The organism is Oceaniferula flava (assembly GCF_016811075.1).
In the GTDB taxonomy this organism is placed as follows: domain Bacteria; phylum Verrucomicrobiota; class Verrucomicrobiia; order Verrucomicrobiales; family Akkermansiaceae; genus Oceaniferula; species Oceaniferula flava.
In genome coordinates this window covers 402,136-424,808 of the sequence record NZ_JAFBGL010000001.1, presented here as the reverse complement: position 1 = coordinate 424,808, position 22,673 = coordinate 402,136, and the positions used below count along the sequence as shown (strand labels likewise).

The window sequence follows — 22,673 nt, the reverse complement described above, 5'->3', positions numbered from 1 at the left end:
TGTCGGGCTTAGTCATTGCTATGGGAGGCTTTCGGAGCCTCGAGCTGCCTGGCTTTAATGCTGGCGATTAAGTCAAATTGATACTCCTCGCGTTGATCCGTCGGCCCGTTTTCCAGGTTAAGAACTCCGCGCGGACAAACGGTCGAGCACATGCCACAACCCACGCAGGCTGAGCGCACGATGTCTTGGCCACGCTGCGCATACCAACGGACATCAATCCCCATTTCACAGTATTTCGAGCAGTTGCCGCAGGAAATGCACTGAGCTCCGTTAGTCGTAATTCTGAACCTGGATTTGAACTTCTGAATGATCCCGAGGACTGCCGCCATCGGGCATCCGAATCGACACCAGACGCGCGAGCCAAGAAGAGGATAGAACCCCACACCAATCACCCCTGAGAATACGGCGCCGATCAGGAAGCCATAGACTTTTCTAACGGTAAGCGAAGCTCCCCCCAAAGTCCCCCACCAGGCATCGAGCCAAACCATTGCGGTCATGACAACGACGAAGACCAGCACACTGTAGATCATGATGCGTTCGACCTGCCATGCGCTGCGCGATTTGTTAGACAGATGCCTGAAGCTATCGCCAGCGGTATTGGCAAGTCCACCACAGCCGCAAACCCAGGAACAATACCAACGCTTGCCGAAGTAATAAGTGAGCACAGGAGTCGCAATCAGAGTCATCAGAATCCCCCAGCCAAAGACAAACCCAGCCATGGCCTTGCCGCTGTTGAGTAGGTCGCCGACTTTATCCGGCATCAGGGCCTTGTATTCTAACGGCCAGAAGTAGTTCGGTAAAAAGTAAGGCTGATTCAGCCGTTCCATGATCGAAGGCACCATGAAGGCAAAACCAAACTGGCAAAACATGATCGAGCAGGTCCGGATGATTTGGTATTTGCTGTGGCGGTATTTCGCGATCGCTTTGATCCCCATCACAACCACCGCGATGGTGTAACAAGCTCCGTAAACAAACCAGATATCCGCAGCCCGATTGCGCAGCAGTTCGCTCAAGGGATCGAAGACACGGGTGATACCGCTGAGATGTCCGGAGTAAAAATAGTAAGCGGTGTAAAGCCCGGTGATGACGACACCGAGCAACCACCCACCGGAGCCCACTCCGGTGAAGGTGTTTTTGACAATGTTGTTGTTCTGGATTCCTGCTGGTCGCTTGAGGTGGTGACGCACTCCATAAATGACACCACCTGCGATGATACAGGACACCATGGTGAAAAACACCCAGCTACCAAGACCGGTGAATTGCTCGAAAAGCGCGAGGAAAAACAACACCAGGCCAATGCCCAGGATGGCAAGACCACTGCGCTCGATGGCATCAAGTTGTGGATCTGGAGGAACGATCGAATGACTTTCTCTGAGCATGGTGTTAGTGGGATTTGAAAAGGTTGAGTTTGGCGAGCATGGAGCTGAAGAGCCCTTTCTCCAGCTGTTTGCTGACTTGGATTTCGCTTTGTTGATTCCACTGAGCGATGATCTGATCTTCGTATTGGGTGAAAAATTCCGGGTCGAAATTCGCCGCGGCTAATTGGCGAAGCACCTCGGTGATCGCCACTTTTTCACGGATCCAGTGTTCCCATACTTGGTGCCGATGGCGGATACCGAAAACATTGACGCCGGTGACGGCCAGGCTGTCTTCACGGTAGTTGATACGCAGGGTGATGTGCTTGCCGGGAGCCTTCCAAAAGAAGCTTTTTTCACCCTCTTGCGGTGTCGGCATCACGGTTCCGTAGGTTTGGTATTCGATGTCGAAAAACTTCGCCGAGTTCCACCAGATGCCTGGATCATACTCTAACTCATCACCTAGAATGTTGGCCGCCACGAAGGTCCCTTGCATTTTTCCTACATACCAGACGGCTTCGATCGGTCTGCGTCCAGCGGGAGGCGTGCGGAGCTGGGCACAGTCGCCGATGCTCCAGACGTTCGGGAGATTGGTTCTGAAATAGTTGTTGACCAAGATACCTCGATCAAGCTCGACCTCGCTACCCTCTTTCAGCCAGTCGATGTTGGGGCGGACACCAGCGGTGAGTCCGACGATGCTGCAATCGATTTTCTCGCCACTCTTGGTGATGATGTGAGAGACTTTTCCATCGTCGCCAGCATGGATGCTATCCAGTTCATCTTGCATGCGCAGATCCACGTGGTGCTCATGGATATGCTGCTCGATCATTTTAGCTTCCTCTTCAGGCAGCACGGCGCCCCAGAAGACATTTTCCCTGACGAGGAAGGTGACACCGATTCCGCGCGTGATGAGCATTTCCGCCATCTCAATACCGATCAAACCGCCACCTACGATGACCGCATGCCTGGCTCCCTCGGCATGGGCCTCTAGTTGGTCGAGATCTTGTTTGGAGTAGAGTCCCTGAGCACCGGGAAGATCTTGCCCTGGCCAGCCAAATTTATTGGGTGTGGAGCCGACGGCGAGGATCAGATCGCTGTATTCCAGAGCGTCTCCATCTTGCAATACAATCCTGTTCGCTTCGTGCTCGATCTTTTTCACCCATGCACGTTTGAGTTCGAGTTTGTTTTCCCTCCAGAAGTGATCTTCATAAGGTTTGGTATCCTTATAATGCATGTGCCCCATAAAAATATACATCAGGGCCGTGCGGGAAAAGTGATGGTCGGTCTCGCCAGAAATGATGAGTATGGGAATCTCCAGATGACGTTTTCTGATCTCTCTGGCGGCAGTCACTCCAGCGATACCATTGCCGATGATAATGATAGGTTTCATCGTTTTAAGTTCCTGATAGTTGCAAACTCAACTCAGCGGCATATCGGTCAAAGGTCTCTCTGATCTCGTCTCTGACTTTACGGAAGGCATTGACGATTTCCTCCTCGGTGCCAGTCGCATCCGCAGGGTCGGCAAAACTCCAGCAGTAATGCTTTCGTTCACCCGGAAAGGTTGGGCAGCACGTTTCCGCATTGTCGCAGACGGTGATCACGGTATCGATGTCCTGCTGCATGTATTCATCCAGGTGCTTGCTACGGTGGCCGCTGATATCAATCTCGAGCTCTTGCATGACTTGGATTGCGATCGGGTGCACGTAGTTCGAGGGTTTCGAGCCAGCGCTTTGCACGTTGACGAGATTTCCTAACTTATGCTGTAGGTAACCTTCGGCCATGTGGCTGCGGCATGAGTTGCCTGTGCAGAGGATGAGAATGGTTGGTTTCATGATGATTTTAGAATGAGATTAAATGGCGGCCACTTGTTCGCTGGGCTCCAGCGATCCGGTGCAGCTGCTGCCGTGGCCTGCGGTGCAGCCAAAACAATGGTTCGCGGTGAGAATCGCCTGCTGCGCCATCGACTCCGGAGTGATGTCCCAGAGGTAGAGCGGTTGACCATCAGCCCTCTGCTGCATCTTGAGCATCTGGTTGAAATCACAATCGAAGACTTCTCCTTCGTAACCAATGTTGATGGTGCTGCGGCACATCAAACCGTCGACGGTGGCGGGGTTGAAGCTGTTGGCTAACAACTCCATGTAATAATCCCACTGACCGTGCTCACGGAGATCGACGGCAAAACGTGCGATCGGTAAGTTGGTGACGGCAAAAAGTCGGGTGAACACAATGCCGTAACGAGCCTCGAGTTCCCTTTTGTAATCAGCTTCCAGCTGCGACTGTTCGGGCGGAAGCTTGGCCCCGATCGGATTGTAAACCAGGGTCAAGGGCAAGGTGGTTCCGTAGCCGGCTGCGTTAAGTTTTCTCAGGGCTGAAATGCTTTTCTGGAAGACTCCGTTGCCACGTTGTTCATCGACATTTTCCTCGAGGTAACATGGCAGTGAAGCGACCACCTCCACTTGATGCTTCGCCAAATACTCAGGCAAGTAGGCGTAGGATTTGGTCTCGATGATGGTCAGATTATTACGGTCGATCACATGCGCACCCACCGAACGTGCGGTCTCGACGAAGTAGTTGAAAAACTCACTGATCTCCGGTGCGCCACCGGTGATGTCGACAATTTTAGGTCGGTGCTCACGAATCCATGCGCCGACCTTATGCGCCGTGGCCTCATCCATCATCTCGGTGCGGTGTGGCCCGGCATCGACGTGGCAGTGGGTGCAAACTTGGTTGCACTTGCGACCCACGTTGATTTGCAAAGTTTCGAAACGTCCGCGTGAGAGCGGGACACCGCCAGCTGTTAGTTTTTTCTGGAATGGGTTCATGACTGGATAAAGTTGAAGAGGTAATAAGCAAGAGCTGCGAAAATGATCGCGACGGGCAGAGTGATCACCCACGAAGCCAGGACTGGGATGACTGTTTTCCACTTGGCCTGGCCGGTGACCGTGCCCATGCCAAGCAATCCGCCCACGCTGACGTGTGTGGTGCTGACCGGCAGACCGTGAAAGCTGGCGGTCGTGACCAGCAAGGCGGTGGAAACATTGGCGGCAAGTCCTTGGCCCGGGTTCATGTCGGTGAGTTTGTGACTCATGGTGGTGGCCACGCGTTTGGACTGAAGCAGTCCGCCGAGCGCCATAATAACGCCCACGATCGCCAAACTCCAAGGGATGCTGAGTGAGCCAGCGACAAGGAGCAGGGCGGCAATTTTAGGGGTGTCATTGAGTCCACGCGCAAAACTCACCGCACCCGCGCTGAGAAAGTGCAGTTGATCGACCAAGGTTTTCACCTCCAGCCCTAACACCCGACCATGATAGCGACGTTCACAGGCCGCAGTCTCGTCGACAGCCAGCGTCACCGAGCTCTTGGCGACCGCCGAACCATTGCTGTTATGCACAGGCACCCATTCCTCACCGACGCAAACACACGTCTCCTCCGTGACCCCCAGCGCTTTTCTCCCCCCTTTGAAGAGCAGGTAAATCAGTCCACCCACCACGAGGGCGAGAAACGGGCTGAGTAGGAGAGGCATTAAAAAGGTCTTCCCTAACACCGCGTAGTTGACGCCGGCACTGTCGGCCATCATGCCGGCACCCACGAGCGCACCGGTGAGGCCGTGGGTGGTGGAAATGGGGAAACCAAAACGTGTCGCGAGTAGGACCGTGCCCCCTGCCCCGATGGCAACCGCCAACACAAACGCCGGTGAGACCGAAAGGGCTTCTGGCACCAGACCTTTTCCTGAAAAGTTCTTCAACAATGCCGAAGCTAGAAACAAGGCAGCAATGCTTCCGGCCATGGTGGTGACGGTCGCCCATGTGAGCGCGGTTCGGAAGTTACAAACACCGCTGCCAAAGAGACTGGCAACACCTTTGAAGTTATCGTTTGCTCCATTGGCATAGGCTAAAAAGGCAACGGCTAAAATGACGGCGAGCGGAATGATCATGTTGTGTGTGAGGTGATGCTTAAGCGTTACTCTGAAGCCAGTAGAGAATGCTGGATCCTAACAGCCATGCGGCAATTCCGCATAACGTGAGAACGACGAGGTAATACCAGAGCCTGTCGTGTTGCCCCAGAGGCAGCAGGACGAGCAAAACGGCCAAGGCTAGCAGCGACAGTGAAAGCAAGGGGAAATAATAGCCCCCTGATTTCACCGAGCCATTAAGGAAGAAAAGACTCACGTTGAGCACCGCCAAGAGATTGGCGGTGCGTGATACAGCGGGCCATAAGATCGCATGCTGCTGATGAAAACTGCTGGTGCAGTTCTTCAAGCAACGATCGAGGATGTTTGGCTGGCTCATTGTGGATAAAAATAGGGCGAGTCTGGGAGCTGAACTCCGTGCTCTGTGGTGTAGTCGTTGCCCCACGAATTATCTTAACAACAAGCATGATCTTTTTTTTAGACCTGCGATGAAGTCGCCGTTAACAGCAGCTTGTCCCGTCGGCGGGATCACAGCAGTTAGAGGCTGCGGTGGTGACGGTGTAGTCGCCACCTTTGGTCTCGCGCGGATGGCGCTCGCGGGTCGCTCCGCAGGGAAACTCCACCGCATCTTCGAGAGCAACGGACTCGAGCGGTTCGATGAACTCAAAATACTCACGGTAGGGAGGCTTTTGATAAAGGTGGAAGGTTTTATCGCAGACCGCGTAACGTTTGCCGCGTTCCATCGCATGGCCATCGTCATCGAGCACCTTACTGAAAGGGCCTTTGTAGATGACCGCCTGATTGCGCTCAAGACAGGGACCCTGTTTGCCTTTCCAGGCTTGAATGGTGACCGAGCGGAACTCAATCCCCTCGACGGTTTGCCACGGGGCCTCGTCACGTTTAAGGATTTCGATACCGTGGAAACCGGCATCGGCAAAGGCTTTGAGGAACCCCTCTTCGGTGTAAGCACCACTAATGCAACCACTCCAGAGATAGGCGTCGTTCTGAAGATGAGTCGGGATTTCTTCATCGGACACAATGTCGGATATCACCGCGCGGCCTCCTTTTTTAAGAACCCGGAAAAGCTCCTCGAAGAGCTGAGTCTTCAAATGAGTTTCAACGAGATTGAGCACGCAGTTAGAAACGACGACATCGACCGTATCGCTCGCAATCAAGGGATGTTTGATCCTGAGATCGGAGGCGAGTGACTCCGATGACAGATAGGAGTTGGCATCGGTGATCGGTTGTTTTTTCAACTCGGCATCGAGTAAGTCGAGATCCAAGCCAAGGTCTTGGATACGCCCCTTGCGGAACTCCACATTCGCGTAGCCAATTTCTTCAGCCACAACCGGAGCATTGCGCTGAGCCACTTCCAGCATGTCATCAGTCATATCGACCCCGATGACTTTTCCTGCGGGGCCCACGACCTGGGAAGCAATAAAACAGATCTTTCCGGTGCCGGATCCGAGATCAAGCACGGTTTCACCGGGCTGCAGATACTTGGAAGGATCACCACAACCGTAATCTTTTTCGATCACTTCGGCAGGGATCGCCTTCAGGTATTGGGGGTCGTAGTCAACCGGGCAGCAAAGAGCGGCTTCGGGAGCAAGGGCAGCGGCGGCGTAGCGGTCACGGGTGGCGGCTTCAGACGATGAGGTAGTTTGGGTAGTCATATGAAAATGGGGAAAGGATGAGCGTTAAGGTTTTTTGCTGAGTGATTCGCGAATGCGATCTTTCGACTCTTCGGTCAATTGGGCTGTGCTATCGAGATGCGGCTCGCTGTCATGGTCACAGGCAACATGGACCAGTTTTTTCAGTCCCTTGAACTGGGCGGGCAAATGCCGGCAGCTGCTGCAAATCAGGAGATGCAAGCGCAGCCGAAGGGATTCAGAAAAGCTGAGTTTCCTGTCCATCTGGGTAGAGCACAGCTCGTAAGTCGACTTACAGGACATGCCGAGCACCTTGAGCACCGGCCACATCAGCCGCTGCATCAGCCGATAGCTGAGTGGCGGTGGCGGAGGGGAATGGTTGTTCATCGTGATGATTTATGGTTGCGGCGTGATTCCGTGGCTCTGCAAACAGGCTCGGAGTTTTTGTCGCGATCTTGTGAGTAATACCCCCGCGCTGCCCGTGGTCACCCCAGCGGCAGCCGCTGCCGATGCCACATCCAAGCCATCGACCTCACGCAGGGTGAAGAGGACATGAAGGCGCTCCGGAAGTTTTTTCAGACATCTGCTAATCCAGTCGAACAGCTCGTTTTGCGATGCCGCCTGATCCGGAGCATCGGTCAGCATTTTCAGGCCATAGTTCGGATCGACCCTCCAGGATCCATGCGCGTCAAACAACGTATCAAGCGTGTCACGCTCATCGCAGGCATCCTGGCATTGATCGGACGGGCTGCGTTCTGAGCGACGAAAGTGATCGATGATTTTAAATTTCATAATGCCGCCCAGCCAAGTGCTCAATGACGAGCTTGCGTTAAAGCGATCGATCCCCTGCCATCCGGCCGACAGGCAGTCCTGCACCAAATCCTCCGCGACGTGATGATCCTTCACCCGCGACAAGGCAAACTGGTAGAGTCTATCGGCATGCTGCATCAGATCTTCAATGGGGATGTTGTTCATAGGCGTCTATTTAGAGGTAATCGTAGGATGCCTGTGTAAGTAGTCGTATTCCTTGAAAATTCCTTAACAGCGATTTTGCTAAAATTGTGCTAGGATACTTTTCGCCATCAAAAGCCCCCACCTCGCCGTCCGCCGAACTTCATTCTAACCATCGACGGAATAAAAAACCTCTCCACGACTCCTACCCAGCATGCACAAATTTCTTCTTATCTCCCTGATGATTCCATCCATGCTGCACGCCGATCCGGAGTTCAAACCGCGACAGGTGGTCAAGCCGTTCAAGGCCATCGTCGATGCTCCACACGTTGATGCCGGAGCCGCTAAGCCATTTGTCAAAGATAATGAACTGGTGCTCGGGGTATCGATCGGTCAAGCCTCGCGTGCCTACCCCATCAATATGCTCACCAATCCGACGCGTGAGATCATCAACGACAAGCTTGGGGGCAAATACATCGCCGCCACCTGGTGACACCTCTGCTTTAACGGCATCGTGTATGACCGTAACGTCGATAAAAAAACCCTCACCTTTCAAGTCTCAGGCATGCTCTGGCAGCGCAGCTTAGTGATGCGCGACCTGGAAACCCAATCACTCTGGAGCCACTTGCTAGGCACGGCGATGCAAGGGAAGATGAAGGGCTCTGCGCTTGAGATCCTCCCCGCCAGCATGACCACTTGGGGTGAATGGAAACAACGCCATCCTCAGACCACCCTGCTCGCCCTGCCACGCACCGCCAAAAGGTTTACCGAAAGCGTCTGGAAAAACCCCGCCGCTTTCATCTACGGCATCACTCCCCATGCCGGGACCGAGCCCATTGCTGTGGCGATGCCATTGCTGCAGAAACAGAAACTCATACAGGCTAAGGACAAGGGTGAATTCTATCTGTTTACCTTCTCGGACAAGGGCAAGCGTGCTCAGGCATTCAGTCGGGTCCTTGACGACAAGAAATCCAGCCCCCCGCTCGTGTTTCAACTGAGCCAGGAAAAAGGCAGCATGCGCGACACTCTCACCCAATCGACCTGGGACATCGTCACCGGCGAATGTACCAAAGGTCAGCTGGAGGGAAAACAGCTCAAGCTTCTGCCTGGAACCGTTTCCTTCAAACGAGCTTGGGAAACCTTTTTTCCGGATGGAACGATGGTGAAATAAGGGCTGGGCTTCTGCTCTTGGGTTGGGAACTTGGCTTGCCGATGGACAGGAATGTCCATCCTCCCTACAAAAAACGGCGAGCCACTTTCGTGACTCGCCGTTGGTAATTAGCTTGGTAGCGAAGGGTTTGCACCCTTCGTTCGATTAGGCTTCAGCCTTCTCGGGAGCGTCTGATGCTTCCTTCTGCTTGGCTTCACGCTGAGCAGCACGGATGGACATCTTCACGCGGCCGCGATCGTCGACGCCGATGCACTTGGCAGTGACGGTGTCACCTTTTTTGACCACGTCCTCAGTCTTCTCGACGCGACCTTCGGCCAGCTCGGAGATGTGAATGAGGCCGTCCTTGCCTGGAAGGATCTGCATGAAGGCACCGAAGTTGGTGGTGGAGACGATGGCGCCGGTGTAGACCGTGCCGACTTCCACTTCTGCGAACATCTGCTTGATCATTTCCATAGCGCGATCGAGGGACTCCTTCTTGGATGCATAGACGTGCACTGTGCCGTCGTCCTCGATGTTGACGTCAGCACCGGACTCAGCCTGGATGCCTTTGATGTTCTTACCTCCTGGTCCGATGAGTTCACCGATGCGCTCTGGGTCGATCTTGGTGGACTCGATGCGTGGGGCGTGCTCGGAGAGCGTGCCGGGAGCAGCGATGGTGTCTTCCATTTTCTTAAGAACGATGGTGCGAGCCTTGGTGGCTTTCTCAAGGGCTTCCTCGAGGATGGAAAGCGGGATACCGGGGAGCTTGAGGTCAAGCTGGTATCCGGTCACACCTTCGCTGGTGCCACAGACTTTGAAGTCCATGTCGCCGTAGAAATCCTCAGACCCGATGATGTCGAGCAGAGTTTTGTATTCCTTGATGTTGTCGTTTTCGTCCATCTCGGTGACGAGACCCACAGCGATCGCACCCACAGGGCGGATCAGGGGCACACCGGCGTCAAGCAGAGCCATGGTGCCGGAACAAACGGTGGCCATGGAGGAGGAACCGTTGGACTCAAGCACCTCGGAGGTCACACGCATGGCGTATGGGAAGTCGTCCACGGATGGGATCACTGGAGCGATGGAACGCTCAGCAAGTGCACCGTGACCGATCTCACGACGGTTCATGCCGCCGAAGCGACCTGCTTCACCCACGGAGAATGGAGGGAAGCTGTAGTGCAGGAAGAAGCGCTTGCTGTCTTCACCACCGGCGTAGTTATCGAAATACATGCACTCGTCAGCAGGTGCGAGAGTGGCTGTGGCGAGAGCTTGGGTCTCACCACGAGCGAAGATGGAGGAACCGTGCACACGTGGAAGCGTGCCAGCCTCGGAGTAGAGTGGGCGAAGAGTATCGATGTCACGGCCGTCAGCGCGAACGCCTTTTTCCATGATGGCGATGCGGAACGCCTTTTTCTGAATGTACTCGAAGCACTGCTCGATTTCGAACTCGGAAACGGTAGGAACACGCTCTTTCAAGGTGGCTTCCACTTCGTCACGAAGGGCTCCGACTTTCTTACCACGCTCAACCTTGTTAGGGGCGTAGATGGCGTCTTCGATACGGTCGCCGGCTACTTCGTAAGCGATTTCAAGGAGATCTTCCTTGGCCACGGTCACGGTGTAGTCGCGCTTAGGCTTGCCGACTTTGGCAGCCAGTTCCTCGATCGCGCTAACGATGACGTTAACGTGCTCTTGGGCGAAGTGGAGAGCTTTGACAAACTCAGCTTCTGGAAGCTCGTTGGCGGCACCTTCGATCATGATGACCTCGGTCTTGTTACCGACGTAAACGAGGTCGAGATCGCTGTCTTCACGTTGTTCGAAGGTTGGGTTGACGATGAACTCACCATCAACACGGCCAACGCGCACAGCACCGATTGGGCCAGCGAATGGGATGTCGGAGATGGCCAGTGCTGCGGAAGCACCGTTCATGCTGAGAATGTCAGCATCGTTCTCACCGTCAGCAGCAAGCATCAGGGCGATGATCTGGGTGTCGTAGAGATAACCCTTGGGGAAAAGTGGACGCAGTGGACGGTCGGTCATACGGCAGGTAAGAACCTCCTTTTCGGTAGGACGGCCTTCGCGCTTGAAGTAGCCACCAGGGAAGGTGCCCGCTGCAGCAGCGCGCTCCTTGTATTCAACAGACAGGGGGAACCAAGTCTGACCTTCACGGATTTTGGATTGTGAAACGGCTGTTACCAGAACAACAGTTTCGCCGGATCTGATTTCAACAGCTCCATCGGCCAACTTGGCCAGTTTACCCGTCTCGATTGAGATAGGATTCGATCCCACGGGGATCGTAATTTTTTCAATGTTCATTTCCATTTTCTTATTTTCTTTCTTCTTTTGGTATTGAGTCCCCTTTCAGGTTTTTGCGCACTTTGCGCAAAGCATGGGGACGGTCATCTCGTTGTGTTGTGCTTTGGACAGAGCCTCCGGTGAGGGTGATGTTGAAAACCCGTCACCGAGAAAGGTGCGTGCACCCGAGAGGTGCGGAAAGTTTTCAAAGGCCTGTCCAAAAAAACCAAGGGCCCGCGTGAGATGAAACGCAGGCCACTGGGTGATAAGCAAAACGGCCACGGAGTTTGCCGTGACCGTTTGCGAAAAGTTGAATTAGCGACGAAGACCGAGGCCTTTGATCAGCTTAGCGTAACGCTCTTCCGATTGTCCCTTGAGGTAATCGAGAAGTTTGCGGCGCTGGGCAACCATGGTCAGGAGGCCACGGCGGCTGGCGAAATCTTTTTTGTGCTCACCCATGTGGGCGGTGAGGAGTTTGATCCGCTTGGTCAGAACGGCGATTTGGTAATCGGCGCTTCCTGTGTCAGCTTCTGATTGTTTGAAGTCTGCGGGATCGAAGTCGATGGCGATGCTTGCTTTGCTCATAGTAGTATTTTGTGTTCAGACCAGCTCCTTGCCAGTCAGCCCTTGTGCGGGAGGCGCGGAATTAACCAGAAACCGAGGCATTTGCAAGGAAAATGCAGCATGAATTAAGATTCCATCGCCGCAATGAGAACTGTTGACTCTGCCTATTCTCCCCCAGGGCTCTGCAACGACACTCACATGGAGGTTCTCGCACATGCTCTGTTGAATCAAGGTCCTTGACCAGATTGCGCAAGATCACGTTCAAGACTCCGGTCATTTGGCATGGGATCGTAAGAATAAGTGAATTGAACAGCTCCCTATTCATCCGGAAATCGAGAGAGCTAGAGCTTTTCCTGAAAGCGACCGCCCCATAAGCAAATCAATCTCCGCCTGTTTCCACGGCAAGTGAGTATGTCATCTAGCTCACATACTTGTTTGGCCTGAGCTCTATGAAAGTATGAGGAATTCCGACCTTCGAGAAGGCTAACCTTCAGTCGCCTCGAATGATCGCATGGAGATCAACGATAGAACGCCAGTTTACGGTATGGCTTTCAAACGTGCGGTAAGGTCGGTCAGCTTGGCGGTATATTGAGCTGCGGCACGTTCAAACTTGGCTGCTCTCTGATCCCAGGTTTCAAGACTGCCAGGCACTGATTTACTACCAATCCATCGGCTTCGATAACGAGGGCGGTAGCCTGTTGAATAATACGCACCTGTCGATGTATTATAGTAATAGTAACTAGACGATGAGCTTGAGTAGGTCCGGCTGTTGCGGAGGCTCTCCTGAGCGGATAGCTTGTTTCTAGCCAAGCTGGCTTCAAAATTCGCGGCCGTGAGCTTGATATTGAGCGATGCGATCTGCCGTCGTAGCGATGCTTTTTCACGCATCAGCTCCTGACTCTTCATGGTTTTGGTATTTGCACGCACTCGGCGGTCAATTTGATTCCTTGCCATCGTCTGACGTTTCTGTTCCGCCTTTGCCGCCTCGGCCATTTCCGCGGCTGTAAACATGAGACCTCGTTGCCATGCAACGGGAATTTGTCGAAACCCCAACATCACCGCGCCGGTCCGGTGGGTAATGGATACCCCTAATGGCGTCACATCGGTGACTCGCACATCATGGTAGTCTTTGCCAAGACGTGTTGTTATTTTTTCATAGCTTTTACCAATGGCTTCGCCCCGGACGTAATCACGATATTCCAAGCGGTGGGCCTCCTTAGCCTTGGCAATGAGCTTGATCGCCTCCTTCTCGCCTGCGATCAATGCTCGTAAGGTTTCAGCCTCTTTCAAAGCGGAGATCGATTGATTCTTAAGCTCCTCGACGCGCCTTGCCTGCTCACGATTGTGGCTCGCAGCGAGTATCTCGCGTGATCGTTTTTCCAACCTCACTTCAAGTTTGGCCACTTGGCTTTTGAGCCTAGAATTTTGGTCCAGCATCGAAGTATCAGGCCCAGACATCAGGTGGGACGAACTCTCTGATAACAAAGCGGCGCCGAGGCCTACAAACACAAGGACAATCACCCCAACCAACATCACAGAGATGATTGAGTAATCTTGCTCGGCAAAGGGGTTTTTCATTTCTTTTTGGCCTGCACGGCGCGAATCTCATCCTCTAAATCAGCAACCTGACGACGAGCTTTTTCGATTTCCTGTTTTTTTGAACTAATTAACCTCGTGAGCTTATCGGCCGTTTTATTGAAATTCGCCGCCCTTGCCTCTTCTTTTGTAGCCAGCGCTCCCTGCATGGAGTGACGTCCTGCCGCTCTAGCGGCTGACGCTTTCGAACTGTGTTCTCTCGCTTTGGCCTGAGCCCTTTCTGCAGCAGCTCGATTGAGAGTAATCGACCGCTGAGCTTCGGTGATCGATTGGGTCATTTGTTGAATTTCGAACTTGAGGCTGTTTTGCTTCGATTTTAGAGCATTCACTTTGACCGATTTGCCGTAGGCCGCAGCGCCTTTATTGGCATAAGCGATACGGGCAGCTTTGTTCTTTTTAGCCGTAGCCGCATCATCGTCAGAAAACTGAAATCGCTCGAGCAGATCGTCCGGCAAGAGCTTGAGAGTGATCAATGTTCCTCCATTTTTGTGGATGATATCCATACCCTCGGCAAACACTCGGCGGATCACCACATTTTCATAAACCTTGCCGTTTTTGATAGTCAATGTTGGGATTTTTTCACCCACCGCCCGTGCTCGTTCAGCCAGCCTGTAGCTGTCCTTGTAGCTTTCAAATCTTTGCTGCGTAGCAGAGATCTGATCATTCAGTTCTGCCACCTCTGCTTCTGCACTAGCCACAAGTGCTTGTTGGCTCTTAAGGTTTCCCTTAACAGCCGCTAGCTGATTAGCAACTTCGCGCTTCTCCGAATATTGCTTGATCGTCTCTGTCCATTTTTTCGCCTTCTCTTCGAGAGTCTGAACGTGTTTTTCCTTATTTTTGATCTCCTCGTAGAGTCCTTTGCCCCCAGAGTTATCCTCCAGAACGAGAAATGCCAAGCTACCAAAGCCAATTAGAACGACCAGACCAAGGCCAAGACCTATCACTCCCGGACCTTTGGCGCTCGTTAATAAATCATTAAACATAATAAAAATCCTGTTAGGTTAATTCGATACCATTTACTCTTTGACCTGATACTTCTGTTGATACGCTCGAAACTCTTTTACGAGCTGTTTTTGTTGCTCTTCCAGAGCTGTCTTTTCATCGTCGAGCGATTCGAGTGTTTTCAGGGCTTTTGCCAGTTCTTCATTGGCATGTTTCAAATGAACCGATTGGTCACCGGGATCTTCTCCGGCCTCGATTTCCATCAAGCCAATTTTTTTCTCAAGCTCAACAATTTGAACGCGGAGTTCTTCGTTTTTCTGGATAGCCTCCTTGTCTTCGCAGGAAGTCGCAATAAACAGGCATAGCATAGCAAGAGATGCTTGGATCGTAATTTGTAGGGAGCGTTTCATAGCTAGGAAAGGAAATCGAGCGACTGGCAAATTTCAGCAAGTGCCCAAAAAAAATAGGTAACCAGTCCGTCGCTGTCAATCCAAGACCCGTCCTATATTATGGCTTGTCAACCTAACATTCCCCGATTTTTAGCGAGACGATCAGGATAGGAATAGGCGCGCCGCGATGTTAAACACCACTACCAAGGTCATCCAAATCGCTCACCCTCACTGAAACAAATTTTCGTCACCGTAGTGACCAGTTTACCTACCGACTCCCCCTGCTTGAGCGTGACGAAAAGCTTTAGCCAACTCCGCGATGCCCTGTTTGAAAAACTTTCCGAGGGCGGCAGCGAAACCGCAGAGCAGGTCCTTAGCAGTGAGCCCTTGTGCAGGAAGTGATCTATTGCTCTAGAAGCTTCGTAATTGTATTGGCATCATGACCATAAGAACCACTGCACTTTTGTTAGAAGAAGAAATTTGCGATGTCACGACACCCAAGACCACCAATTGATCAGAAATCGTGACTTTTTCCTCAGTTTGGGTTGACCTACTTTCACCCAATTGATACTGGGTCTCAATTGCATCAACCGACTGCACTACCTAATCATGAACCGACCACCTGTATCCTCCCGCGAACTTCTCGCCCTGGCCACTTTTGCAAGCATCGCAAATGGCACAGCCCAAGAGAACACGAACAATGACAAACGTCTGGACGAGACCGTCATCAATGCCAATGGCGAGCAGCCTGTGAACGTCAAGCAGCTCAGTGGCGACAAAAACACCGCCCCCCTGCTGGATACACCACAGACATTCAACGTGGTTCCTGAAAAAGTCTTCAACCAACAATCCGCTCGGAACCTGACCGATGTGCTGAAAAACACTCCCGGCATCTCTTTCAACGCTGGCGAAAATGGTTTTGCCGCATCCCAGGACAACTTCAGCCTGCGCGGAACCGATGCCTCGGGCAGCATTTATGTCGACGGCATTCGTGACTCAGGCAGCTACACCCGCGACATTTACAACATCGAGCAAGTGGAAATCGCCAAGGGCGCCGCAGCAGACAACGGTCGCGGCGGCAGCGGTGGTTATGTCAACATGATCACCAAGACCGCTCGTGCGGAGGACTTCTTCCGCGGCACCACCAGCTTCGGCTACGCACCTTCCGGCGGCGACGGACTGTTCCGCCAGACTTTCGACTGGAACAAGATGACCGGCACCAGCCCTCTCGGCGAGACCGCTTTCCGCCTGAATGCCATCTTCCAAGACGGCGGCGTTTACGGTCGTGATGTCGCGGAACTGAACTCCTGGGGCCTGGCTCCATCGGTCACCTTCGGCCTCGGTAGCCAAACCGAAATTTCCTTCGCCTTCCAGCACTACGAAACCAGAGACCGTCCCGACTGGGGAGTCCCCGCTGCCTTTGTCGATGGCACCATCAACTACGATTCCTCCATCGGTGAGAGCAACCGCAACAATTACTACGGCCTCTCCTCCGACTACGACGACACCACCACCGATAGCTTCACAGCCATCATCCGCCACGAATTCGAATCCGGCGCCCGACTCACTAACACCAGTCGGATCTCCAAGACCACGCGTGACGCCATTTTCACCGTCCCCGCCGATTACGATCCGGTAAACCGTGAAGTCTCTACCAGACAGCTGGGATACGGTCGCGAGAACACCCTCTTCGCCAACCAGACGAACTTCTCCTACGAATTCGAAACCGGCAACCTGAAGCACAGCGTCTCCACCGGCCTTGAGCTGAGCATTGAAAAATCCGAAGCCGATCGATTCGACACCGTCACCGACCCAGGAACCGGCGCTCCGGTTTCCGTCGACGGATCCTTCCCTGATCGCGCCAATGGCAACTTCCTCGGGGCTCCCACCCAGTTCTCCGAAGTGCGGATCGATACCGTCGCCGCCTACTTCTACGACACTGTGGAAATCAACAAGCAGTGGCAAGTGACCGGTGGTCTGCGTCTCGAGCACTACCGTCTCGATCTGGAAAACAACCCAGAAAGCGCCGGCATCCCCAGCTTCAAAAATGACGATACCTATCTGACCGGAAAACTCGGTGTGGTTTACAAACCGCAGGAAAACGGCAGCATTTACGGTGCAGTGGGACTCTCCGCCCTGCCTCCAGGTGCCTACCTCTCCAATCCTGATGTCTCCCGCACCGGCGACAACGCTTTCCCAGGTGCTGGCGGCGGCGTCAACAATCCGGACGCCGACACCCAACAAAACTGGAACTTCGAAATCGGCACCAAGTGGGACTTCTTCGATGGTAGACTCTCCACCACCGCCGCGCTGTTCCACACCAACCGCAGAAACATCGTCATTTCCGACGGTCGCGGTGGCACCATCGGCGAGGGCGAGCAGAACCTCACCGGGATTGAACTCGGCGTTGCAGGCAAAATCACTGATAAATGGACGGTTTACGGTGGCTTTCTCGCTATGACATCCGAGCGTAACCACTTCGATGACTACCGGAACTCATCCGGTCGCCCCGAAGGTGACTTGGCTGATCGTTACAACGTTGATGGCGACGAACTCGCCTTCACGCCTAACTACTCCGCCAACCTCTGGACAACCTATGACTTCGGCAACGGCCTGACCATCGGTGGTGGACTGCAGTATGTTGGCTCGTCTTACGTCGGCCGCACCGACGATCACGATCGCATCATCCCGAACGGCGTGGCCGGTAAACTTCCTAGCTACATCGTGTTCAACGCGCTGGCTTCCTATGAAGTCAACGACAACGTCACCCTGCGCCTGAACGTGGACAACGTCTTCGACGAAGTCTACGCCGTCTCCACCAACTGGAGTGCCAGCCGTGCCGCACTCGGCGCACCGCGCACATTCACACTCAGCGCTGAGTGGGAATTCTAGGATCACTCGATTTTTATCTGGTTCAGCCGTCCAGCGCGTCTCTCATCGAGAGGCCGCTGGGCGGCTTTTTTTATCGCCCCGCCTTCCGCTTATAAGTTTGACTCACACCCTTTATTGAGATTCATTCTCATCAAAGCTCAGTAACACCCACCAGCCATGATTCTCTGTATACCCGATGTCCTCACGCCTGAAGTCACCCAGCAATGCCGCGAAATTCTCGATAACGCGCAGTGGGAGGATGGAAAAAAAACCGCCGGTCATCAGGCAGCGAAACAGAAAAACAACATGCAGCTCCCAGCCGACAGCCCCGCTGCGCAGCAGGTAGGGCAAACCATTCTCCAGGCCTTGGGATCGAACCCTCTGTTCACCTCCGCGGCCCTCCCCCTGCACATCATGCCACCGATGTTCAACCGCTATGCCGGCGGTCAGCAGTTCGGCACCCACGTCGACGGATCAGTGCGCACCTTGCCGGGAGGCCAACGCATTCGCACCGACCTTTCCTGCACGCTTTTCTTCGCGGAGCCGGATGAATACGATGGTGGCGAGCTGATCATTGAGGACACCTACGGCAGCAAATCCGTCAAACTTCCCGCCGGTCACATGGTGCTCTATCCATCGACTTCACTGCACCACGTCACCCCGGTCACCCGTGGCGCGCGGGTCTCGTCGTTTTTCTGGCTGCAGAGCATGATCTCGTCGGATGAACGCCGCTCACTGTTATTTGATATGGACATCGCCATTCAACGCATTTCAGGTGCGCTGCCGGATCACGAAGTGGCCAGCGAGTCCGCCGTGCAACTGACCGGCGTCTATCACAACCTCATCCGCCAGTGGGCGCAAATGTAGCCTACCCCCAATCACCAGCCCATGCTTCCTCCCTTAGAAACGATCCCAGCTCACGTCGCTTCAGTTGCCGACTACGAAAAGCTTGCGCGCGAACGGGTAGAGGCTGGGGCCTGGGCCTATTTGCAAGGTGGAGCCGCCGATGAGCTCACCGTAGCCAGCAACCTCGCCAGCTACGCCAGATGCCAGATCGTCCCCCGCCATTTCCGCGACCTGAGTCAGGCCCACACTCGGGTCAGCCTCTTTGGCCGGACCTTTGAGCACCCTATTCTGGTCGCTCCCACCGCCTACCACCGCCTGTTCCACCCGGATGGAGAGTTTGCCTCTCTGCTGGGCGCCACGGCGATGCAGGCCGGGTTCACGGTCAGCACCCAGGCCAGCATTCCGCTTGAGCAGCTTGCCGGAGAAGCCACCGCCGGGCTGTGGTTCCAGCTCTACATTCAGCCCGACCGCGAGTTCACCCTCGATCTGGTTCGGCGCGCCGAGCGTGCTGGCTACGAAGCACTGGTGCTCACCGCAGATGCTCCGCTCAGCGGCATCAGGAACCGGGAACAACGGGCCGGCTTTCAAATGCCCGCTGACGTCAGCGCCGTGAATTTGCAGGGCATGCGTCCACAACCGCCCGAGCAGCAAGTGTTCGGCAGCCAGTTGCTCCGTCAGGCGCCCACGTGGAAAGATCTCACCTGGCTGGCAGAACACACCACGCTACCGATTCTCTTCAAAGGCGTGCTTCACCCCGAGGATACCCGGACGGCCCTAGACCACGGAGCTTCCGGCATCATTGTCTCGAACCACGGCGGACGGATTCTCGATACTACGCCGTCGACCTTCGAGGTGCTGCCCGACATTGCCAAAGCGGTGGGTGACGACGCCCCGGTGCTCTTTGACGGTGGCATCCGGCGCGGCTCCGATGTTTTCAAAGCCATCTGCTCAGGGGCGGATGCTGTGATGGTCGGGCGCCCTGTCCTGCACGGTCTTGCCGCAGCGGGAGCGGTGGGAGTGGCCCATGTGCTGAAACTCCTGCGCACCGAACTGGAAATGACCATGGCCCTCGCCGGCTGTGCGGATCTGGCCTCGGCAGGTTCCGAGCACCTGAGGTTCAAATCCTGAGTGGAACCCTCGTTCCGGCCGGATTCTGACACTCTCCGTCTTTGACAAAGCCACGGCCAAGGGAATAATCCCCACGCGATGTCAAACGCCACTAACAAGCTACCCAAACTGTTTATCCCCGGACCGGTGGATATTTCGCCTGAGACTTACCAAGCCATGTGCCAGCCGATGATTGGTCACCGTGGTGGAGATTTCGAGGCTCTCTACGCAAGCATCCAGCCAGGGCTGAAACAAATTTTCGGCACCGAGCGCCCGGTCTACCTATCGACTTCCTCCGCTTGGGGAGTGATGGAGGGTGCCATCCGCAATCTGGTGCAAAAAAAGGTGCTGAACCTGTGCTGCGGCGCATTTTCAGACAAATGGTATGGCGTCTCACAAAGCTGCGGCAAAGAGGCTGAAAAAATTCAAGTCGAATGGGGCGAGGCCATCTCCCCCGATGCCGTGCGTGAAAAACTTTCCGAAGGCGGCTTCGATACCGTCACCCTCGTCCACAATGAAACCTCCACCGGGGTGATGAATGACCTCGCTGGCATTGCTGCCGTGGTGAATGAATTTCCAGACGTGCTGTTAGTGGTCGATACCGTTTCGTCACTCTCCGCAGTGCCGATCGAAATGGACAAGCTCGGCATCGATGTGGTGCTGGCCGGCGTGCAGAAAGCCTTCGCACTGCCCCCAGGCCTGGCGGTCTTCGCCATCTCCGAGGCCGCTCTCGAGCGAGCATCCACCACCGAAGGCCGTGGCTATTACTTCGACTTTCTTGAGTTCGATAAAAATGCCGCCAAGAACAACACACCGTCCACCCCCGCCATTGCCCTGCTCTACGCGCTCAAGCAGCAGGTCGACAGCTTCCTCGAGGAGGGACTGGAAAACCGCTACGCCCGCCACGAAAAACTCAATGGCATGATTCACGCGTGGTTGGAAAAACACGGCTTCGAGCACTTCGCTCCAGAGGGCTACCGCTCCAAGACGCTAACCACCATCGCCAACAACAAAGACATCGATGTGGCCGCCTTCATCAAGGCACTGCGGGAGAAATACAATTTCCTGATCAACGGCGGTTACGGCAAGATCAAGGGAACCACCTTCCGCATTTCCAACATGGGCAACGAAACCGAAGCCACCATGACCGAACTCATCGACGCTCTCGATGACGTGCTTCCCGAGTTCCTCTAAACACGGAAAAGCGAACCTCCTTTCAAGCCGGTCGGACGTCTATCGTCCCGCCGGCTTTTTCGTGAGCTCTTGGGCCCTAGTGATGGCCGCCTCGAGAAACTGGCGGGCAATCGGCTTGAGCGTGCCTTGATAGACCACACCGATGACCAAGGGAGGAAAACCATCGAGATCGATCACCTTCAGCCCCTTCGGCCCCGCCACACCGGGGATTTTCACCGTGATCCCGGCGCCGAACCCACAGCGGACAAATTGCTGCACCGCATCCAAGGAGTCCACCTCCACGGCCACTGGCCAGTTCAGGCCTCGTCGCTCGGTTTCTTTCTGAAACAGCTGACTCACCTCCTCGTGAGCCGGCAAACCGACCAAGGGAGTATTCGGGGTGATCACGCCTTCGTCGTCATCTAACAAAGCATTGAAACCATTCGCCGGATGATCTTCGGGAAGCAGCAAAGCCAGTGGCAGTCGCATGAGCTCCCCGGCATTGATCCCCGAGCCAAGGCGTGAGTGGATCACGGAGACCGCCAGGTCGGCCTGCTGCCGGGTCAACACGTCCTGAACATCGGACGGTTCAACGTCGCGCAAGGTTAGGCGCAGGTCAGGCGCAGCATTGCGCATCTCGGCTAACAATTCGGGCAGATGGTGGCGCAATACCGAGGCTGAGGCCGCAATCCGCAGATGCTTGCTCTCCTCCCCTTTCAAGCGCTCCTCAACATCCCCCAGGCGGGAGAAGAAGGGATAGACGTGATCGTAGAGGTCATCGCCTGCGGTGGTGAGACTGAACGGTCTGCGATTAAAAAGTTTCACCCCCAGGCTTTTTTCTAACTGCAGCAACTGACCACTCACCGCCGGCTGTTGAATCCCATAGGGCATCTTCCTTACAGCGGACGTTATCCCCTCGTATTTTGCCACGTAATAAAAAAGCTCGAGATGATGCACGTTCATACGCAGGAGTCTAAGTTTTAAATGTTAAGTTTCAAACCCCAAAAAGTCCAAGCGAATGCTTTGGCTTAATAAAGACCGAGCAACCAGACATAACCTAACACATTACGGTAGGGCAGATTGGCCCAATCTGCCGGACCGAAGCCATTCACCTCCCCAAACCTAACACACCCCCAACCCATTCAACCACAGCAGACCCAAACATCACCACCCCAGCCACCATCCGGAAGATTGAGGCCAATCTTCCCTACCGCTCAGCCAATAGGGTCAACGGAGAGATTCACAGACCAACAATCAGATCACACGAACCACCAAACACCTCCTAACACCTACCTGGTAGGGCAGATTGGCCCAATCTGCCGGACCGGAGCCATTCACCGTCCCCAACCTAACACTCCCCAACCCATTCAACCACCGCAGCCCAAACATCACCAGGCCAGTCTTACCTACCGCTTTGCTCATCGCCTCTAACGTAAAAAGATTGCCCAAGATTCAACTTGGGGGCATGTTTTCAGAATGGCCAAGGGATATGATGCACACCAACAGCGACAGATGGCGCTTTCCTCATTTGGGAAAGATCTCGCACGGCGTGCCAAGTCGAAGTGTGAACTCAGTGGAGCTTCCGGGGTGCCACTGCACATTTACGAAGTTCCTCCGGTCCCCACCGAGCCAGACTACCACCGCTGCCTGATGCTTTCTGAAGATATTCTCGATCAAATCAAGAAACCAAACACCATCATCCCCGATCAGTGGCGTAACCTCGGAGAGCTCATCTGGAGTGACCTCGTCCCCGTCCAGATCATGAGCTACCGGCTACTGAGTTATATCGCCCAAAAGGAAAACTGGGCTCAGGATATTCTCGATGAGGCATTTCTTGACGATGATTTGATTGCAGAAGCTAAGCTAGTTGCAATCTAA

21 protein-coding genes are annotated in these 22,673 nt (G+C 54.3%); 6 read left to right on the top strand and 15 right to left on the bottom strand.

The features are described 5' to 3' along the window. Window positions 1-8 precede the first annotated feature (8 nt). The 9 genes from JO972_RS01825 to JO972_RS01785 form a co-directional block, all read right to left on the bottom strand. Window positions 9-1,379 (bottom strand): 4Fe-4S binding protein, encoded by a 1,371-nt coding sequence (locus JO972_RS01825; RefSeq protein ID WP_309488280.1) that lies wholly within the window; start codon window positions 1,377-1,379, stop codon window positions 9-11. Between the two features lie 4 nt (window positions 1,380-1,383). Next, window positions 1,384-2,745 carry an NAD(P)/FAD-dependent oxidoreductase gene (locus JO972_RS01820; protein ID WP_309488279.1) on the bottom strand — a complete coding sequence of 454 codons (1,362 nt, stop codon included), beginning with the start codon at window positions 2,743-2,745 and terminating at the stop codon, window positions 1,384-1,386. Between the two features lie 4 nt (window positions 2,746-2,749). Beyond that, window positions 2,750-3,187, bottom strand: coding sequence for an arsenate reductase ArsC (locus JO972_RS01815; protein ID WP_309488278.1), 438 nt, complete (start codon window positions 3,185-3,187; stop codon window positions 2,750-2,752). Window positions 3,188-3,205: 18 nt separating this feature from the next. After that, the gene (arsS, locus tag JO972_RS01810) at window positions 3,206-4,177 is read right to left on the bottom strand and encodes an arsenosugar biosynthesis radical SAM (seleno)protein ArsS (protein WP_309488277.1); all 972 of its coding nucleotides are present in this window, start codon (window positions 4,175-4,177) and stop codon (window positions 3,206-3,208) included. Then, window positions 4,174-5,289, bottom strand: coding sequence for an inorganic phosphate transporter (locus JO972_RS01805; protein ID WP_309488276.1), 1,116 nt, complete (start codon window positions 5,287-5,289; stop codon window positions 4,174-4,176). Before JO972_RS01805 ends, arsS begins: the two co-directional genes overlap by 4 nt. A 19-nt stretch (window positions 5,290-5,308) precedes the next feature. Continuing rightward, a complete protein-coding gene (locus JO972_RS01800) occupies window positions 5,309-5,644 on the bottom strand; it encodes a hypothetical protein (RefSeq protein WP_309488275.1) in 336 nt (111 codons plus the stop codon). 121 nt (window positions 5,645-5,765) lie between these two features. Further along, window positions 5,766-6,938, bottom strand: a complete 1,173-nt coding sequence (locus JO972_RS01795) for a methyltransferase domain-containing protein (protein WP_309488274.1) — start codon at window positions 6,936-6,938, stop codon at window positions 5,766-5,768. 24 nt (window positions 6,939-6,962) lie between these two features. Further along, window positions 6,963-7,301 carry a zf-HC2 domain-containing protein gene (locus tag JO972_RS01790; protein WP_309488273.1) on the bottom strand — a complete coding sequence of 113 codons (339 nt, stop codon included), beginning with the start codon at window positions 7,299-7,301 and terminating at the stop codon, window positions 6,963-6,965. Between the two features lie 9 nt (window positions 7,302-7,310). After that, window positions 7,311-7,889: a sigma-70 family RNA polymerase sigma factor gene (locus JO972_RS01785; protein WP_309488272.1), complete on the bottom strand. Its 579-nt coding sequence runs from the start codon at window positions 7,887-7,889 to the stop codon at window positions 7,311-7,313. Between the two features lie 190 nt (window positions 7,890-8,079). On the opposite strand from JO972_RS01785, the gene JO972_RS01780 reads away from it, so the two are divergent. Continuing rightward, window positions 8,080-9,036, top strand: coding sequence for a DUF3179 domain-containing (seleno)protein (locus tag JO972_RS01780; protein ID WP_309488271.1), 957 nt, complete (start codon window positions 8,080-8,082; stop codon window positions 9,034-9,036). Between the two features lie 144 nt (window positions 9,037-9,180). Here JO972_RS01780 and JO972_RS01775 read toward each other — a convergent pair whose 3' ends face one another. From JO972_RS01775 to JO972_RS01755, 5 genes are all read right to left on the bottom strand, one after another. After that, on the bottom strand, window positions 9,181-11,328 hold the full coding sequence (locus JO972_RS01775; protein WP_309488270.1) for a polyribonucleotide nucleotidyltransferase: 2,148 nt from the start codon (window positions 11,326-11,328) through the stop codon (window positions 9,181-9,183). Window positions 11,329-11,622: 294 nt separating this feature from the next. Next, a complete protein-coding gene (rpsO, locus tag JO972_RS01770; RefSeq protein WP_309488269.1) occupies window positions 11,623-11,892 on the bottom strand; it encodes a 30S ribosomal protein S15 in 270 nt (89 codons plus the stop codon). 516 nt (window positions 11,893-12,408) lie between these two features. Further along, window positions 12,409-13,449 carry a hypothetical protein gene (locus tag JO972_RS01765; RefSeq protein ID WP_309488268.1) on the bottom strand — a complete coding sequence of 347 codons (1,041 nt, stop codon included), beginning with the start codon at window positions 13,447-13,449 and terminating at the stop codon, window positions 12,409-12,411. Then, window positions 13,446-14,450 (bottom strand): hypothetical protein, encoded by a 1,005-nt coding sequence (locus JO972_RS01760; RefSeq protein WP_309488267.1) that lies wholly within the window; start codon window positions 14,448-14,450, stop codon window positions 13,446-13,448. Before JO972_RS01760 ends, JO972_RS01765 begins: the two co-directional genes overlap by 4 nt. 33 nt (window positions 14,451-14,483) lie before the next feature. Next, entirely contained in the window at window positions 14,484-14,819 is a 336-nt protein-coding gene (locus tag JO972_RS01755) for a hypothetical protein (RefSeq protein ID WP_309488266.1), read from the bottom strand. A gap of 588 nt (window positions 14,820-15,407) precedes the next feature. On the opposite strand from JO972_RS01755, the gene JO972_RS01750 reads away from it, so the two are divergent. The 4 genes from JO972_RS01750 (at window position 15,408) to JO972_RS01735 (ending at window position 20,816) form a co-directional block, all read left to right on the top strand. Then, window positions 15,408-17,690 (top strand): TonB-dependent receptor, encoded by a 2,283-nt coding sequence (locus JO972_RS01750; RefSeq protein WP_309488265.1) that lies wholly within the window; start codon window positions 15,408-15,410, stop codon window positions 17,688-17,690. 156 nt (window positions 17,691-17,846) lie between these two features. Next, window positions 17,847-18,536: a Fe2+-dependent dioxygenase gene (locus JO972_RS01745; RefSeq protein ID WP_309488264.1), complete on the top strand. Its 690-nt coding sequence runs from the start codon at window positions 17,847-17,849 to the stop codon at window positions 18,534-18,536. 21 nt (window positions 18,537-18,557) lie between these two features. Beyond that, complete coding sequence (locus JO972_RS01740) at window positions 18,558-19,643, top strand: alpha-hydroxy acid oxidase (protein ID WP_309488263.1); 1,086 nt, start codon at window positions 18,558-18,560, stop codon at window positions 19,641-19,643. A gap of 78 nt (window positions 19,644-19,721) precedes the next feature. Continuing rightward, complete coding sequence (locus JO972_RS01735; protein ID WP_309488262.1) at window positions 19,722-20,816, top strand: pyridoxal-phosphate-dependent aminotransferase family protein; 1,095 nt, start codon at window positions 19,722-19,724, stop codon at window positions 20,814-20,816. A 39-nt stretch (window positions 20,817-20,855) separates the two neighbouring features. On the opposite strand, the gene JO972_RS01730 is transcribed toward JO972_RS01735, so the two are convergent. Continuing rightward, window positions 20,856-21,752: a LysR family transcriptional regulator gene (locus JO972_RS01730; protein WP_309488261.1), complete on the bottom strand. Its 897-nt coding sequence runs from the start codon at window positions 21,750-21,752 to the stop codon at window positions 20,856-20,858. Between the two features lie 555 nt (window positions 21,753-22,307). Here JO972_RS01730 and JO972_RS01725 point away from each other — a divergent pair. Continuing rightward, entirely contained in the window at window positions 22,308-22,673 is a 366-nt protein-coding gene (locus JO972_RS01725) for a hypothetical protein (RefSeq protein ID WP_309488260.1), read from the top strand.

What these genes read in the sequence shown, in the direction of transcription:
- JO972_RS01790 (WP_309488273.1), bottom strand. Translation starts at nt 7,301, where the DNA reads ATGAACAACCATTCCCCTCCGCCACCGCCACTCAGCTATCGGCTGATG.
- JO972_RS01735 (WP_309488262.1), top strand. Translation starts at nt 19,722, where the DNA reads ATGTCAAACGCCACTAACAAGCTACCCAAACTGTTTATCCCCGGACCG.
- arsS (WP_309488277.1), bottom strand. Translation starts at nt 4,177, where the DNA reads ATGAACCCATTCCAGAAAAAACTAACAGCTGGCGGTGTCCCGCTCTCA.
- JO972_RS01795 (WP_309488274.1), bottom strand. Translation starts at nt 6,938, where the DNA reads ATGACTACCCAAACTACCTCATCGTCTGAAGCCGCCACCCGTGACCGC.
- JO972_RS01785 (WP_309488272.1), bottom strand. Translation starts at nt 7,889, where the DNA reads ATGAACAACATCCCCATTGAAGATCTGATGCAGCATGCCGATAGACTC.
- JO972_RS01745 (WP_309488264.1), top strand. Translation starts at nt 17,847, where the DNA reads ATGATTCTCTGTATACCCGATGTCCTCACGCCTGAAGTCACCCAGCAA.
- JO972_RS01760 (WP_309488267.1), bottom strand. Translation starts at nt 14,450, where the DNA reads ATGTTTAATGATTTATTAACGAGCGCCAAAGGTCCGGGAGTGATAGGT.
- rpsO (WP_309488269.1), bottom strand. Translation starts at nt 11,892, where the DNA reads ATGAGCAAAGCAAGCATCGCCATCGACTTCGATCCCGCAGACTTCAAA.
- JO972_RS01740 (WP_309488263.1), top strand. Translation starts at nt 18,558, where the DNA reads ATGCTTCCTCCCTTAGAAACGATCCCAGCTCACGTCGCTTCAGTTGCC.
- JO972_RS01800 (WP_309488275.1), bottom strand. Translation starts at nt 5,644, where the DNA reads ATGAGCCAGCCAAACATCCTCGATCGTTGCTTGAAGAACTGCACCAGC.
- JO972_RS01815 (WP_309488278.1), bottom strand. Translation starts at nt 3,187, where the DNA reads ATGAAACCAACCATTCTCATCCTCTGCACAGGCAACTCATGCCGCAGC.
- JO972_RS01820 (WP_309488279.1), bottom strand. Translation starts at nt 2,745, where the DNA reads ATGAAACCTATCATTATCATCGGCAATGGTATCGCTGGAGTGACTGCC.
- JO972_RS01725 (WP_309488260.1), top strand. Translation starts at nt 22,308, where the DNA reads ATGGCGCTTTCCTCATTTGGGAAAGATCTCGCACGGCGTGCCAAGTCG.
- JO972_RS01750 (WP_309488265.1), top strand. Translation starts at nt 15,408, where the DNA reads ATGAACCGACCACCTGTATCCTCCCGCGAACTTCTCGCCCTGGCCACT.
- JO972_RS01765 (WP_309488268.1), bottom strand. Translation starts at nt 13,449, where the DNA reads ATGAAAAACCCCTTTGCCGAGCAAGATTACTCAATCATCTCTGTGATG.
- JO972_RS01825 (WP_309488280.1), bottom strand. Translation starts at nt 1,379, where the DNA reads ATGCTCAGAGAAAGTCATTCGATCGTTCCTCCAGATCCACAACTTGAT.
- JO972_RS01805 (WP_309488276.1), bottom strand. Translation starts at nt 5,289, where the DNA reads ATGATCATTCCGCTCGCCGTCATTTTAGCCGTTGCCTTTTTAGCCTAT.
- JO972_RS01775 (WP_309488270.1), bottom strand. Translation starts at nt 11,328, where the DNA reads ATGAACATTGAAAAAATTACGATCCCCGTGGGATCGAATCCTATCTCA.
- JO972_RS01755 (WP_309488266.1), bottom strand. Translation starts at nt 14,819, where the DNA reads ATGAAACGCTCCCTACAAATTACGATCCAAGCATCTCTTGCTATGCTA.